Raw genomic sequence first — 17,100 nt, 5'->3', positions numbered from 1 at the left:
AAGAGTTCGCACTCCGGAATCAAATCTCGAAAATATCAACCAAACCATCCAGTTCTTCCAAGGAAAGCTCATGATCGCCGAGGTCGCTCGGGGTCAGCTCAGGTCCTTGTTTATTAACGCAATGCTCCATGATTTCCAGCAGGTACTTCTTAAAGCTATTCTGCAGCTGTGTAATCGTCGTCGGATTATATTCCTGGATATTGTAGGAAAAACGGACGCTTAGTTTGCCGCCTTGAATCATCGCGGTCACGTCGAGTGTAAACAAACGCTCCGCATCCGGACTCATCGGATCTCCCATATCATAGGGTGACACCGTAAACCATTTTGTTGTAACGTCAGAGTCGAACTGGCCCAAATAGTTGAAGCCAATCTCAGGCTTTTGTGCCAAGTTCAAACGCAGCTCCTCCGGGGACATAAATCTCAACAGATCGAATCCGATGCCTTTGTTCGGAATACGCCTTACATGCTCTTTGATCCGCTTAATATGGGAGCCCATATCGTTCGATCCTGTCAAGTCAAATACTATCGGGAATTGTGCTGTGAACCAACCGACCGTTCTCGATACGTTAACCTGCCCATCCAGATCTTCCCTGCCGTGCCCTTCCATATTGACGATCACGCTGTCCTGCTTCGTCCAGTCCCCGACGCTTAAGCCTAAAGCCGTCAACAAAATGTCCTGAATGTCAGTATGATAAGCTTGATGAACCTGCTTCAATAACCGTTCAGTCTCTTCCTCATTCAGCTCAAAGGCAGTGCTTCTCGTATGAATGAGTTTCATTTCTTCCGCTTTTTTATCTTTCGGCAGCGTAGTCCAGGACAAGTCGTTGATTTGCTGCCAGTAATTCTTTTCCTTTGCCAATTCTTTACTTGCGGCATAGGTCTTCAACTGTTCCGTCCAAACTTGATAGGAATCCGTTTTATCCTGAAACAGGATGTCCTCATCGTTCATCGCTTGCTCATACCCTAAAGCAAAATCCTCCAGAATAATACGCCAGGAAACGCCATCGATCACGAGATGGTGCGCGACAATTAGCAGATGGTCACAGCTTATTGTTCTGAACAACGCCAGCTTGATCAAAGGCCCCTCGTTCAAATCAAAGCTTGACTGCAGGCGGCTCGCCTCTTCGGTAATAACCGAAGACTCATCAGCTTGATTCCTTACATCGATCACTTTCAGGTCTACCAAGGGTTCCACCAAACCGCGGATCTGTGCAACGACTCTATCGTTATCAACCCGGAATACGGTTCTTAGCGCATCATGATGCCGGGTAATTTTGGTGAATACTTTGCGGACAACTGACTCCTTAAATCCATGTGTACTCTGCAGCATGATCGATTGATTCCAATGATGCATATCGGTGAATCTCTGAGCAAAGAACCATCGTTGGATGGGAGACAGCTCTAATTCCCCGACAACCATTTCTTGACTGCTCTTACGGCTTAATATTTGTACGTAGGAACTAACTTTTTCAATAACGGGATTTTGGAACAAATCCTTCATTTCCAGCATCAAATCATGTTTATACAAACGCGTTGATACTTGAATTGCTTTGATCGAGTCGCCGCCAAGCTCAAAGAAATTATTCTTGATGCCAATTGGACGAACGCCCAGCACTTCTTCCCATACTTCCGCTAGCAGACGCTCGAGTTCATTTCTAGGCGCTTCATATTCCGTACCGGTGATTACTGTGCCCGGTTCAGGCTCCGGAAGTGCTTTGCGGTCAATTTTACCGTTTGGTGTCAGCGGCATTTGCCCCAGTTGAATAAAATACGATGGCACCATGTAGTCGGGTAATGATTCAGCTACATGCTCTCTCATGTTCGATATAGGAGCACTGGATCTACCTGTGAAATAAGCGCACAAGTAATGGTGACCATGATGGTCTTCAAGGGCAATGACGATCGCTTCTTGAATCCGATCGTGATCCTGCATCACAGATTCGATTTCTGACAATTCAATGCGATACCCTCTGATTTTCACCTGATGATCGATCCGTCCCAAGTACTCGATATTTCCATCAGGCAGCCAGCGGGCAAGGTCGCCGGTATGATAGATATGTTCACTTGAAACAAATGGATTGTCTGTGAACTTCTCGTCCGTCAGTTCCGGCTTATTTACATATCCCCTTGCTAATCCGACACCGCCGATGCACAATTCGCCGGGTACGCCGATCGGCTGCAGCAGGTTATCTGCGCTCACGATGTACACCTGCGTATTTGGAATCGGGTAACCAATCGGTACCGCACCCGTATGCAGCTCAGAATGACTGGCACTCCAAATGGTTGCGCAAATGGTTGTTTCGGTCGGTCCGTACGCATTCATGTACTGCACTTTTCCTTCCCACCTGCGGATCAATTCAAATGAGGTGGCGGAGCCGGCGGTAATCATCTTCTTCAGAGATGTCATCCGCTCCGGATTCAGGTGCGTCATGTAGGTCGGCGGCAAAGTAAGAATGGAGATCCGGTGTTCACTTACATAATCTTCAAACCTTGTATAATTACCGATGATATCCTTGGACAGCACGTAGAGCGAAGCACCCGTCAGCAGCGCCATAAACATTTCCCAAACCGAAGCGTCAAAGGAACTGCTGGCAAATTGTCCGATCCGGTCATCGGCCGTCACACCCAATTGATTCTCAAAAAATGCCTGTAAATTAGCAATACCGGCATGCTCGAGCATAATCCCCTTCGGTTTGCCTGTTGTCCCCGACGTATAGATGATGTAGGCCAAATTGTAGGATGTACTTGCTGAGCCCAAGTTGCTGTCTAGTTTGAAAGACAGATCCGTTTCATCAAGAGCTACAACTTCACCGGCAAATCCTACTGGACGTTCCGCCTTCTGAGTAACGATTAACGGTGCACCGCTGTCTTCAAGCATGTAGCGAATTCGATCCGCCGGATAGTCGATATCCATCGGCAGGTACGCGCCTCCGGCTTTAAGAATGGCCAGTATGGTGACGATTAAATCCGTGGAACGCTCCATCATGACGCCGACAATGCAGTCTGCGGCGACGCCCTTTTCGCGCAATACCCTCGCTAAGCGGTTGGCTTTGGCATTCAACTGGCGGTAAGTCATCCGCTCATTTTCCCAGACGACAGCCACATGATCCGGTGTCTTCCCTACTTGCCGCTCGAATAGCTCCTGTATCGTACAGTTCTGCGGGTAATCGGCTTTCGTTTGGTTGAAATCTACAACAATTTGCTTCTTTTCTTCCAATGAAAGCATGTCGATTTGCGCTAACTGCGCATCAGGCTGATCGGCAATTTCCTGTAAAACACGAACGAAATGCCGGCCAAAACGTTCCATCGTTTCTTGTTTAAACAGCGCGGTGCAGTACTCGATCGTCAATTCCAATCCGTCTTGATCTTCCATGGCAAGCATGGTCAGGTCGAACTTCGATGTTGTATGCGGAACCTCAACCGGAACAAATGCTAATGGCTTGATGCCAATCGATTGGTTCCCGATATTTTGCATAATAAACATCGTATCAAACAGCGGATTGCGGCTTAAATCCCGCTGCAGCTCCAGCTTTTCCACCAGTGTTTCGAACGGATAATCTTGATGCTCGAAAGCCATAAGCGCCTGTTCTTTGACTTCGGCCAAAAACTGCCTAAACGACTTGAAGCTCTCTGGTCGGTTCCTCATGGCAAGCGTATTGACGAACATCCCGATGACATGTTCCAAATCAGCATGCGACCTGCCGGCAATTGGCGTTCCGACCACAATATCCGATTGATTGGCGTATTTCGACAACAGCACATTGTAAGCAGCAAGCAGTACCATATAGAGTGTCGTGCCGCTCATAGCTGCCAGCTGATGAAGCTGTTTCAGCAGAGATTTATCCGCTCTGAACGTTACGCTGTGTCCAATAAAGCTGCGCATAGACGGTCTTACATAATCCATAGGCAGATCGAGCAGCGGAATCTCACCGTCAAACATCGTTAGCCAGTATGATTCCTGTGCTTTGATCTCTTCCGACTGGAACAGACGGTTTTGCCATGCCGAGAAATCCTTGTATTGAATTCGGAGCTGAGGCAGTGGTTTCATTTGATACAGCTGTACGAATTCTTGGATGAAAATACCCATCGATACCCCGTCAGAAATGAGATGGTGCATATCGAACAACAGCAAGTGGCGTTCTTCCTCCTGCTTCACCAGTCCGACTCTGAAGAGAGGCGCGGTCTTCAAGTCGAACGGCCGTACAAACCTTCTGGTCATCTCATCAAATGAAGGCAGCGAATCTACCGCATACTCGATGTAATCCACCTGTATCTTAAGATTAGAATGAACCCTCTGAACCGGTTCTCCATCGACCGTATCAAACGATGTGCGCAGCGTTTCATGGCGGTCTACCAGCCTTTGGAAAGCTCCTTCAAACTGCTGGACATCGAGCTTGCCTTCGATCGTCATGGCACCCGGCATGTTATAGGTGGTGCTTCCGCTATCCAGCAAATTCAAGATGAACAATCGCTTTTGTGCCGACGACAGCGGGTAATACGGCTGCTCCGCCTCCACTTGAATCGACTCGTAACGAGAGAGTCCCGCTCCTTGTATGTAAGCTGCTAGCTCCTTGACAGTAGCAGCCTCAAAGACAGCTCTTAACGGAACTTCGACCTGAAATTCTCTGTACATTTGAGAGACTAACGTCATTGCGCTGAGCGAATGGCCTCCAAGATCAAAGAAGTTATCAAGCAACCCGATTTGTCCGATTACCAGCAAATCCTGCAGCAAACGAATCAGTGTAGCTTCCGCTGCGTTGGATGGAGCTACATAATCTTTTTTGACCATAAGATCCGTATCCGGCTCCGGCAAAGCATGTTTATCTACTTTGCCGTTCGGGGTAAGCGGCATGGCTAACAGCTGCATGAAGTACGACGGAACCATATAGGCGGGCAGTTTTTTCCCAACGTGCGCCTTTAAATCATCAAGTGTAAACACATCGTCTGCGGTAATATAAGCGCATAGATACGTTTGCCCGCGATGGTCGTCCTTTGCTAACACAACCGTTTCATTAATAACCGGATGCTGCAGGATGACGGATTCGATTTCGCCGAGCTCGATACGGTAACCTCGCACCTTCACTTGTTCATCCAGACGACCGATGAATTCGATTGTACCGTCAGGCAATCTACGGGCAAGATCACCTGTCTTGTACATACGTTCGTTTCCATTATCACCGGCTGCAAACGGATTGCTCACAAACTTCTCGGCAGTCAGTTCCTCGCGGTTTAAATACCCGCGTGCCAAACCGTTACCGGCGATGCACAACTCGCCGATGACGCCAATCGGCTGCAGACCGCCCTCTCCACTCACAATATAGATTTGCGTACCCGCAATCGGTCTCCCGATCGAAATCTCTTTGTTTGGCGTAAGGCCTCTTTCATAAGTTGCTACAACACTGTTCTCCGTTGGTCCGTATTCATTTACCAACTCGATGTGAGGGTGAAGCTTCTTGCTGCGTGAGACCACGTTATCGGTCACTTTTTCCCCGGCTAACGTCACAATATGAAGGGAGCTAGATTCTTCTTCGCTCATGCACTCGATCAGCGCTGCATACAGGCTTGGTACACTAATGAAATGCGTGACTAAGTGCGCAGCGATTTGCTTTTTCATGAGCAACGGATCCTTCGCTTCCTCTTCCTGCGGCAAGATGACCGTTGCTCCGGCAATGATCGGCGTGAAAAAGCTGGTCACGAAGCCGTCAAAAGCGAAGGAGAACAACTGCAGCACCGAGTCGTTTGTATCCAGCGCATATTCAACTTTTCTCCACAGCAGATTACTGACAATGCTGGCGTGTTCGATCATGACGCCTTTAGGCATTCCTGTCGTACCAGATGTGTAAATGATGTATGCCATATCAGCAGGATCATTAACCTTCGGCAGGTTCGATCCGTCCGTGTTATAATGGCGCTCGTCATGGAGATCGAGCCATTTGCCGTCGAAGGCCGAATGAACATCTTCACTCATGCTTGCGACTAGATGCGACTGACTTAGGACGAGTTTGATGTTACTGTCCTTCAACATGTAGCGAATCCGTTCCACTGGATATTGCGGGTCGATCGGCACATACGCCCCGCCTGCTTTCAGAATTGCCAGGATACCAACAACCAGTTCTAACGAACGATCCGCCATAATGCCTACACAGGTCTCCCGAACGACGCCCTGATCTCGGAGTGTCCTTGCCAAACGGTTAGCCGTGGCATTTAACTCCGTATAGGTCATTTGCATGCCTGCACAGACGACTGCCGGCTGATCCGGCGTCTTCTCCGCCTGCTCCTCGAACAGCCCGTGAAGTGTCTTGCCGGTAGGCAAGTCTATCTTTGTTTCATTGAATGTAACAAGCAATTGGTGCAGTTCCGCTTCGTTCAGCACCGTCATGTCCGCTAGACAGATATCCGCGTTTGTAACCGCTGACTGTAGCAATTGAACGAAATGACGTCCGATCCGTTCCACTGTTGCTTTCTTAAACAAGTTGACGCCGTAATCAATACACAATTCCATTCCGCCGTTAACTTCTCTAGCTTCAAACGTCAGATCAAATTTGGCAATGCCGTCATACATAGCTGATGCAACCAATTTCAAGTCGTCGCCTGGGCCGTCCGATTGCGAGTGTGCATCGATATTCTGCAGGATAAACATCGTATCGAATAGCGGGTTACGGCTTAGATCCCGAGCCACGCCAATGTGTTCAACCAGCCGTTCGAAAGGGTAATCCTGATTCGTATAGGCTTCCAGCGCATGATGCTTCACATCGGCTATGAACTCACGGAAAGTCTTTTCCGCATCGACCCGATTCCGCATAGCCAGCGTATTAACGAACATCCCGAGTACGCCCTCCGTGTCCGGATGCGATCTCCCTGCGATTGGGGTTCCGACTACGAACTCCTGCTGCCCGGTGTATTTGGCTAGAAGCACGTTGTATGCGGCTAGGAGCACCATAAACAGAGTACTGTCCGTTTGGGCAGCAAGCTGTACAAGCTGCGTGCAGAGCTCGCTTTCGACGACGATACGAACACGATCGCCTTCAAAGCTTTGTACGGCAGGTCTAACAAAATCTGCCGGCAAATTGAGCACCGGAATTTCTCCGGCAAACGTGTCTAACCAATAGGTCTCTTGCTTTTTAAAATCATCGGTTTCGAACCAGCCATTTTGCCATACGGCAAAGTCTTTATATTGAATCCCTGAATCAGAAAGGCGCTCACCCTTGTATAACCGCATCCATTCGCCCATCATAATGCCCATCGATACACCGTCTGAGATGATATGATGCATATCAACAAGGAATAAGTGCCGCCCATCGGTAAGTTTGGCCAGACCCGCTCTAAGGAGCGGAGCTCTGTTTAATTGAAATGGACGCACAAACCTTTTTGCGAGCTCTGCAAGTTCAGTTTCATTCGCATTGATGGTTTCGACGATAGTTTCAACTGAGAATACAATGTCCGTATGAATTTGCTGCACCGGTTCGCCGTGAATCGTTTCAAAGGAAGTTCGCAGTATCTCATGTCTGGCAATAAGCTCCTTCAAAGCTGTTTCTAGCCTAGTCACATCTAACTTGCCTTCAAGAATGAAAGCCTCTGGCATGTTATATCCGGTACCTGAGCCTTCAAACTCGCTGAGAATGTACATCCGTTTTTGCGCCGATGATACTGGATAATAGTTCTGTTCATCCGTCACCCGCCCAATGGATACATAGGCCTCTTTTGCGGCTGATCGGATATACGCAGCAATCGCTTCGACGTTCGGAGCATCAAACAATACCTTTAACGGCACTTCCACTTGGCATACCTTGTGTATGGCGGAAATAAGCGACATCGCCTTCAGCGAATGCCCGCCCAGCGCGAAGAAATCGTCCAGCACCCCGACCTGGCCGCATCCGAGTACCTCCTGCCAAATTTGTGCAAGCTCCGCTTCCAACTCTGTTCTCGGCGCCACATAGGCCGTGCCTGAGTCCAGCCCGCCTTCCGGCTTCGGCAGCGCTTTGCGGTCGATTTTGCCGTTGGCGGTAAGCGGGATTTTGTCCAGCTTCACAAAATGCGACGGAATCATGTACGCCGGCAAATCGCTGCCGATATGCGCCCTAAGCTCGGATACGGTCAGCTCCCCGTCTGCGATGAAGTAGGCGCACAGGAACTTCTGCCCCTGCTCGTCATCCTGCGCCAGCACCGTCGCTTCCTTGATCCGCTCATGACGCAGCAGCTGCGTCTCGATCTCGCCGAGCTCGATACGGTGCCCTCGGATCTTCACCTGATGGTCGATCCGTCCGAAGTATTCCATCTCGCCATTGGGCAGCAGACGCGCGAGGTCGCCTGATCGATACAGCCTTTCCTCCGGCTTGTATGGATTCGCGACGAACCGCTCAGCCGTCAGCTCCTCGCGGTTCAAATATCCGCGGGCGACGCCGTCTCCGCCCACGTACAGCTCTCCGACGACGCCGATCGGCACCAGCCTGCGCTGCGCGTCGAAGATGTAGCTCGTCAGCGTTGGAATCGGACGGCCGATGTTGCTCAGGTTCGTTTCGATTTCACGATCCGTTATTTCTTTATACGTAACATGCACAGTCGTTTCGGTAATCCCGTACATATTGATCAGCAGCGTATCTGGATACTTCGTCTTCCACGGCTTCAGCATGACCGGATTCAGTGCTTCCCCGCCGAAGATGACGCAGCGGACGGCAAGCTCGTTGCCCGGCTGCTGCAGCTCCTCTTGAATCAGCGTATAGAACGCGGTCGGCGTTTGATTCAGTATCGTCACTTGCTCCTGCCGCAGCAGCTGGGCAAATGCTTTTGGGTTTTGTGCGGTTGTTTTTGGCACAACCACACACCTGCCGCCGTACAGCAGAGCACCGTACATTTCCCACACGGAGAAATCGAAGCAGAAGGAGTGGAATACCGTCCACACGTCGCGCTCGCTGAAATCGAACTGCAGCCGGTCATGAATGAGGAGACGCACGACGTTCTGATGCTCGATCATAACACCCTTTGGCTTGCCGGTCGTGCCGGATGTATAGATGATGTAAGCCATATCATGCGGTCCATTCACTGGTTCCAAATCTGCAGAATCCCAGGCATACAGCTCTACATCACTCATGTCCAGCATGACTCCGTCATAAGGCACCTTGCCGGCCAAATGCGGCTGCGTCAGCAGGACGCGAGCCCCGCTGTCCTCCAGCATGAACTGCGTGCGCTCCTGCGGATAGTCAGGGTCCAGCGGTACATAAGCGCCGCCGGCTTTGAGCGTCGCGAGGATGCCGACGATCATATCGAGTGAGCGCTCAACCAGCAGGCCGACCCTAACGTCCGGACCCACTCCATGGCTGCGAAGTACGCAAGCCAAACTATTGGCTCGTTCATTCAACTGGCGATACGTCAGCCGTTCCTCGCCGCAAGAAGCAGCGATGCGCTCCGGCGTTCTTTGCACCTGCTCCTCGAACAGACCGTGGATCGTTTGATCCTGCGGGAACGCCGCCCTGGTCTGGTTGAATTCGTCCAACAGCTGCGTTTTTTCCGCATCAGTGAGCATATCGATATCCACTAGCCGGATATCTGAATTCGCTGATACAGCGTGAAGAATTTGCAGAAAATGCTGCGCCAGCCTTTCTGCAGTCGCACGATGTAATAAGGCTGTGCCATATTCGAGATGGAACGCGATCCCGTCTTCCCCTTCAGCAGCTTCGAGCGACAGATCGAATTTCGCTATGTTTCTGTCTAAACTGTAAGGTGAGAATGTCAGATCGGCGATTCGAATCGCTTCATCTCCCGTATTTTGCAGCACGAACAAGACATCAAACAGCGGATTGCGGCTTAAGTCGCGTCGAACGTTCAGCTTATCGACCAACTCTTCGAAAGGATAATCTTGATTTTCAAAGGACCTCAGAGAAGTTTCCTTTACCTCCGCCAAAAACTGTTTGAATGATTTCCCTGCCTCCGGTTGGGTTCTAATGGCTAGTGTGTTAACGAACATACCGATTGTGTGTTCCACATCTGCATGCGGTCTTCCGGCAATTGGCGAACCGATGATAATATCCTCTTGACCGGAATATTTGGCCATGAGCACGTTGTAGGCTGCGAGCAGCACCATATAAAGCGTCGTACCGGATTCGGCCATCAGCTTGTGCAGCTCCTGCATCAGCTCCTTGCCGGTATCGAATGTGACCCGATCGCCATCAAAGCTTTGTACGGGCGGTCTTACATAGTCGGTAGGCCAATCAAGCACTGGAATTTCACCGGCAAAAGCGTCGAGCCAGTAGGCTTCTTGGCGCTTCAAATCCTCACTTTGCAGCCGTTCATTCTGCCATACGGCAAAATCTTTGTATTGTATGCGAAGCTCAGGCAATCTTGCTCCCTCGTATAGATCGGTAAATTCACGAATGAGCACCGAAACGGATATTCCATCCGAGATGATGTGATGCATATCACACAGCAGCAAATGGCGTTCCGGAGCCAAGCTTACAAGACCGACTCGCAACAAAGGCGCCTGCTCCAGATCGAACGGTTTGATAAAATTGCGTATGATCGCAGCAATATTATCCTCACTCGCTTTCATAACTTCAACTTCGAACGACACATGAGCATGCACCTTTTGTGCCGGCACGCCATCCACCGTATGCAGCGAAGTACGAAGCGCTTCGTGGCGCAGAATCAATCCCCGGAATGCTTCTGTTAACCGTTCATGGTCCAGCTTTCCTTCAATCAGCATCGTATCCGCCATATTATAGCTTGTGCCTGTTTCATCCAGTTGATGGATGACGTACATCCGCTTCTGCGCTGATGATAAGGGATAGAAATCCTGCTCAGGCACAGGCGTAATCGCTAAATAGCTCTTCTCATCCGAATCGATCATGTATGCTGAGACGGCAGCAATCGTCGGATTTTGGAACAACGTACGCAGCGGTATTTCTACACCGCAAGCTTTGTGCATTTGCGAGATGAGCATCATCGCTTTCAGCGAGTGACCCCCGAGCTGGAAGAAATCGTCATGAATGCCGATTTGGTCGACGCCAAGCACCTCTTGCCATACAGAAGCAAGCTTCGCTTCCATGACATTCGTCGGTGCAGTAAATTCGGTTCCTAATTGAACACTGCCTTCGAGTGCCATCAGTGCTTTGCGGTCCAGTTTACCGTTTGGCGTAAGCGGCATTTTATCCAGTTGCACGAAATGGGACGGGACCATGTAAGCTGGCAGCTGACCCGTCAAGTGTTCGCGAAGCTCCGGAATCGTCAGCGTTCTATCCGCAACGAGATATGCGCACAAATATTTTTGCTGCGCTTGGTCATCTTTGGCGATAACAACAGCTTCCCTGACGCTTTCATGCTTCAGCAGGCTCGCTTCGATTTCTCCGAGCTCGATGCGGTAGCCTCTAATTTTCACCTGATGGTCGCCCCTGCCGAGGAACTGAATGTTACCGTCAGGCATCCATCTGGCCATATCCCCAGTGCGATACATGCGTTCACCGGGTTCAAACGGATTATCGACAAACTTATCAGCGGTCAACTCAGGCTGATTGTAATAACCCCGAGCAACCCCGATTCCGCCAATACACAGCTCGCCAATGACGCCAACCGGCTGCAGCAACAGATGCGGGTCAAGCACATAAAACTTCATATTCGGCAAAGGCTTCCCGATCGGCACATTGCCGAAATACGGCAGTGATGCATCGGTGTGCTCGTAGAAGCTCGAATCGATACAAGCTTCTGTCACGCCATAACTGTTCACAATCCGCATCATATGACCGAATCGTGCTTGCAGATTGGTAAAATCTTCAGCAGGGCAGCTGTCCGATCCCAAAATAAGCAAATTCAGCTGGCTCATGTCCAAACCGTGATCGTAAATATATTGCATCAACGGTACGATCAGCGCTGGCGTCGATTCAAAAATATTGATTTCATAATTCTTAATCAGCGAGTAAATCGAAGCTGGATCGAGCTTTACATCATTTGGACAAATGATCAGCTTACCGCCGTTCAGCAGCGCCCGCGCCATGTCCCCGGCAAACACGTCGAATGCAAAGCTCGCCATCTGCAGCAGGCTAACCTGAAACGTATCCAGTTTGTATGCCTCTCTCCAAGCGAAAGCAACATTCGTGTAGCTGCCGTGTTCGATCATAACGCCTTTTGGCTTCCCAGTCGTACCCGAAGTATAGATGATGTAGGCCAGTTGATTCTCTCTGTTTACAATTCCGAGATTGGTTGAAGCCTCGGAGTACAAGCCATTATCCTCAAAACAAACAATTTCTTTATCAAAAGATACCCGGCGTGCAATCGCTCGCTGAGACAACAATAGTTCCGCACGGCTATCTGCCAGCATGTAACCAATCCGTTCATCCGGATACTCGGGATCAATCGGCACATACGTGCCTCCCGCTTTCCAAACAGCGAGCACGCCGATGATCATGTCAATCGAACGATCAACCATAATTCCTACGACGCTTTCCGACTGAATTCCTTTGGTACGGAGCTTCCGCGCAAGCTGATTCGCCATGCTGTTAAGCGTCCTGTAGGTAAGCAGCTCCTCTTCACAAACTACCGCTACATGATTAGGTGTTTTCTTCACTTGTTCTTCAAAAAGCTCAGTGAACGTTTTGCCAGATGGATACGCCCGCTCCGTCTCATTGAACCCTTCCAAGAGCAGCCGGTTTTCATCCCCCGTTAGCATGGCAATATCAGCTAGTGTGATATCCGGACATTCCGTAACAGACTTCAAAATTTCGATATAATGCCCAGCCAGACGTTCTATCGTCGACTTCGCAAACAGCTTCGTACAATACTCCAGCTGGAATACAAGCTCCAGTTCCTTTTCCGTTGCCTCGAGTGAAAGGTCGAATTTAGCGATACGGTTATTCGAAATGTACGGTACGAAGGTCAATGAGTCACCAAGCTCCAACATCATCAGGTCCTTCATCTGAAGACTGAACATCGTATCGAACAAAGGATTCCTGCTCATATCCCGTGCTACATCCAGCTTTTCCACCAACAGCTCAAGCGGATAATCCTGATGTTCAAAAGCGTGCAATGCGTTTTGCTTTACTTCTTCCAGGAAATTGCGAAAGCTTAATTCTGGGATCGGCCGGTTGCGGAGAGCAATCGTATTAACGAACATTCCGATCGTATGCTCAACATCAGGGTGAGGCCTGCCTGCCACCGGTGTGCCCACTACGATATCGTCTTGACTCGCATATTTAGCGAGAAGAACGTTGTACGCCGCAAGCAGCAGCATGTACATGGTCGTGCCCGTTTCAGCAGCAAGGCGGTTTAGTCGAGTCATCAATTGATGGCCCGTGCCAAACATGATGCTGTCACCTTCAAAGCTCTGCACCGACGGTCGCGGAAAGTCGGCTGGCATATCCAGCACAGGAATATCACCGGCGAAAGCTTCCAGCCAATAGGCTTCCTTCTTAATCATTGCACTTGATTCGAATAATTCGTTCTGCCAGACCGCAAAGTCTTTGTAGGGCACGGATCTCGCAGCAGGTTCTAAACCGCGGTATAATTCCGCCAATTCGCTAATGAGAATCTCGATCGACAGTGCATCGGAAATAATGTGATGCATATCAAACAAGAAAAGATGGCGATTTTCACTGATTTTTGCAAGTCCTATTCGGATTAGCGGGGCTTGATCCAGTTTAAATGGCTGGACAAACCTGGAAACTAGAACATCAATAGAGTCGTCAGACTCTTGAATATCATGTTGAATGGTAAAATTGGTGTGGTTATGTACTTTTTGTACAGGGTATCCATCGATGGTGTGAAAGGAAGTGCGAAGCATGTCGTGACGAACAGCCAATCGGTTAAAGGCAGCTTCCAATTGTCTTGGATCCAAAGGACCTTCGACGGTAAAAACGCCAGGCATATTATAGGTCGTTCCCGTGCCTTCGAATTGGTTCAACACATAAAGTCGCTTCTGAGATGAGGATAAGGGGTAATATTCTTGTTGTTCAGCTGGTAAAATTGCGGTGTATGTACCTTTATTAGCTTGGTCGATATATGTAGAAATGGCAGTAATCGTCGACGTCTCAAACAAAACGCGAAGCGGCAGCTCTACATGAAATAACTGATGAATGCGCGAAATGATCTGCATAGCTTTTAAGGAATGGCCGCCCAGCTCAAAAAAGTTGTCCTGCACGCCGATTCGTTCCTGCTCCAAGATGTCCTGCCAGATTAAAACAAGCTTTTCTTCCGTATCGCTGCTTGGCGGCATATAATCACGGCCAGTCACAGCGAGCCCTGCAGGCTTAGGCAGCGCTTTACGATCAATCTTTCCGTTCCCTGTGATCGGCATTCTATCCAATTGTACAAAATGGGAAGGTACCATATACGCCGGAAGCTCCAGCGCTAAGTGCATGCGCAGTTCAGAAACCGTTAGCTCCGCCTCGCTAATCAGATACGCGCACAAATATTTTTGCGCTTGCGCATCATCGAGTGCGATAACGGTAACCTCATGAATCATTGGGTGCTCAAGCAATCTCGTTTCGATTTCACCTAATTCGATGCGGTGTCCGCGGATTTTCACCTGATTGTCGATCCGGCCCAAATACGCCATTTCTCCGTTCGGGAGCATTTTCGCCAAATCGCCCGTTTTATACAACCGTTCCCCGGGCTTATACGGGTTCATGCTGAAACGCTCCTGCGTCAGTTCATCACGGTTCAAATAGCCTCGGGCTACGCCTGCTCCGCCGACATACATTTCGCCCGTAACACCCATGGGCACTAATTTCCTATTTTGGTCAAAAATATAACAGGTCAACGTCGGAATCGGCGAACCGATATTACTTACATTCGTTTCGATTTCCTGTTCGCCAATCTCTTTGAACGTAACGTGCACCGTTGTTTCTGTAATGCCGTACATATTAATCAGCTTCGTCTCAGCGTACTTGTCCCGCCATGGTTTCAGCATCTTCGGGTTAAGCGCCTCACCGCCAAAAATGACGTAACGGATTGCCAGCAAGCTGTCTTCCTGCAGCAGTTCTTCATTGATCAATGAATAAAATGCCGTAGGCGTCTGATTCAAAACAGTTACTTTTTCATGTCGGAGCAGCTGAATAAATTCCTTCGGATTTTGCGCAATAATCCTCGGAACCACCACGCATGTACCCCCGTATAAGAGCGCGCCATACATCTCCCATACCGAAAAATCAAAGCTAAACGAATGGAACGCAGTCCATACGTCATTCTCGCTAAAGTCAAACTGCAGCTTGTCGTTAAACAGCAGACGGACCACGTTACGATGTTCGATCATTACACCCTTTGGCTTTCCAGTCGTACCAGAGGTGTAGATGATATAAGCCATGTCAGATGGCTGATTCACGACCCTCAAATTGGAACTATCACCTGAGGAAAGCAGCTCCCCATCGATGGCTAAAACGGTCCCCGCGAAAGATACTCTATCCTGCCACTGCACTTCAGTCAGCAATACCAGAGCCCCGCTGTCTTCAAGCATAAACTGAATTCGTTCTTCCGGATAATCAGGATCCAGAGGCACATACGCCCCACCCGCTTTAAGTATCGCGATAATGCCTACGATCATTTCCATAGAACGATCCACCATAAGACCAACCCGATCGTCAGGTTTCACACCTTGATCGCGAAGCCTTCTCGCCAAACGGTTGGCACGTTCGTTCAGCTCCCGGTAGGTAAGGCTTTCGGTACCGAACTTGACCGCCATGCGATCCGGCACTCTAACCGCCTGCTTTTCAAACATTCCATGTATCGTTTGATCCATTGGATAATCAGCTTCCACACCTGATAAAACGTGCAGCAGCTGGTTTTTTTCCTGCTCCTTGCAAAGCTCCAGCTCAAACAATGGCTTGCCTGGATTATCTAATACATCCTTTAGCAGCACAAGCATGTGCTCTAACATGGAAGAGATTTCTTCACTCGTAAATAAGCCTGTACGATAATCGATATCCAGCTGCAGCTGATCTAGATCCATCCGATCTTTGATATGTATGATGAAATCGTTGGCTTCGTGCCCATTGCCGAACGGTTCCGTAACGTATTCGATCTGTTCTTTTTTCTGCCATTCCATCACCTGATATTCCACGAAAACACCGAATAGTCTGCTGATGTCACTGTGCTTTTCCCGCAACTCGTTGACCAATACGTTATAAGGGTACTTTTGATATCTGAATATGTTCATCTGCTTTTTACCGACTTTGCGGATGAACGCGAGTGCATCTAGCTCAGGCTCCACCTGCATTCGAAACGGTGTCGTGCTAACGAACATACCCAGCATATTTTTTTCTTTCGCGTTCGTCCGATTGGAAAAATTAGTACCAATCACAATATCCTCATGAGAGGTGACGCGATAAATATATGTGTACAGCATGGCGACAAATAACGTAAACACACTGACGTTATGTTCTTTGCAAAATCCCGCAATTTCATCACGTAGCTTTTGTGGAATGACGATCGATTCTCTCGCCGCTTCGGTGCTGACACGGTACAAATCGTATGTTTTCAAACCTGTAAATTCCGGGATTGTCTGAAATTCCTCATGCCAAAATTTTTGATCTTTCAGGTAACGGTCCGATGCTTCATAGTCTGGCTCATTCCGAACGTAGTCCACGTACGACGGACGCTCGTCTAGAGCGGTGTCCACTCCATTCACAAGGGCTACATAGATATCGATGATTTTGTTCACGGCAAGCACCATAGATATCCCGTCCGAAATCAGATGATGAATTTTAATATATACGCGAGCCTCATCACTGCTAATTTTGATAACAGCAAACTCGAACAAATCGGCGTCGTGAAGCTGAAAAGGCTGCTTCATCCCTTTTTCGCCCCATTGCCGTACCGCTTCATTAGCATGGTCAAATTCACTATAATCGTAGAACGGAATGTCGAAGGGGGTGAATTCCGAGATATACTGACGCGGTTCACCGCTGTGCTGGTCCAGCACACGGAGACGAATCGTATCGTGCAGCCTGACGAAGTCGTGAATCGCTTGTTTTAACAGCCCGTAATTCCAATTTGCGTCCTTCAGATTTAATGTACCGCCTAGATTGGAAATACTCGTGCCCGGATAAAATTTCTCCGTGTACCAAATTCTTTTTTGCGCATGAGTTAACGGGTAAGTCGGTTGGTTCGACATTGGGTTCCCTC

At 49.1% G+C, this 17,100-nt stretch carries 1 protein-coding gene; it reads right to left on the bottom strand.

Features of this window, described 5'->3' with window-relative positions:
• Nucleotides 1-19 precede the first annotated feature (19 nt).
• Nucleotides 20-17,089 (bottom strand): non-ribosomal peptide synthetase, encoded by a 17,070-nt coding sequence (locus AC58U0_RS10800; protein ID WP_497379005.1) that lies wholly within the window; start codon nt 17,087-17,089, stop codon nt 20-22.
• Nucleotides 17,090-17,100: the final 11 nt, after the last annotated feature.

The sequence above is a fragment of the Paenibacillus sp. J31P190 genome (assembly GCF_059692075.1).
The sequence above is the reverse complement of the archived record's forward strand: the minus strand, read 5'-3'. Positions and strand labels throughout refer to the sequence as shown.

Excerpts from the sequence above, each read along its gene's own strand:
- AC58U0_RS10800 (WP_497379005.1), bottom strand. The coding sequence starts at position 17,089 with ATGTCGAACCAACCGACTTACCCGTTAACTCATGCGCAAAAAAGAATT.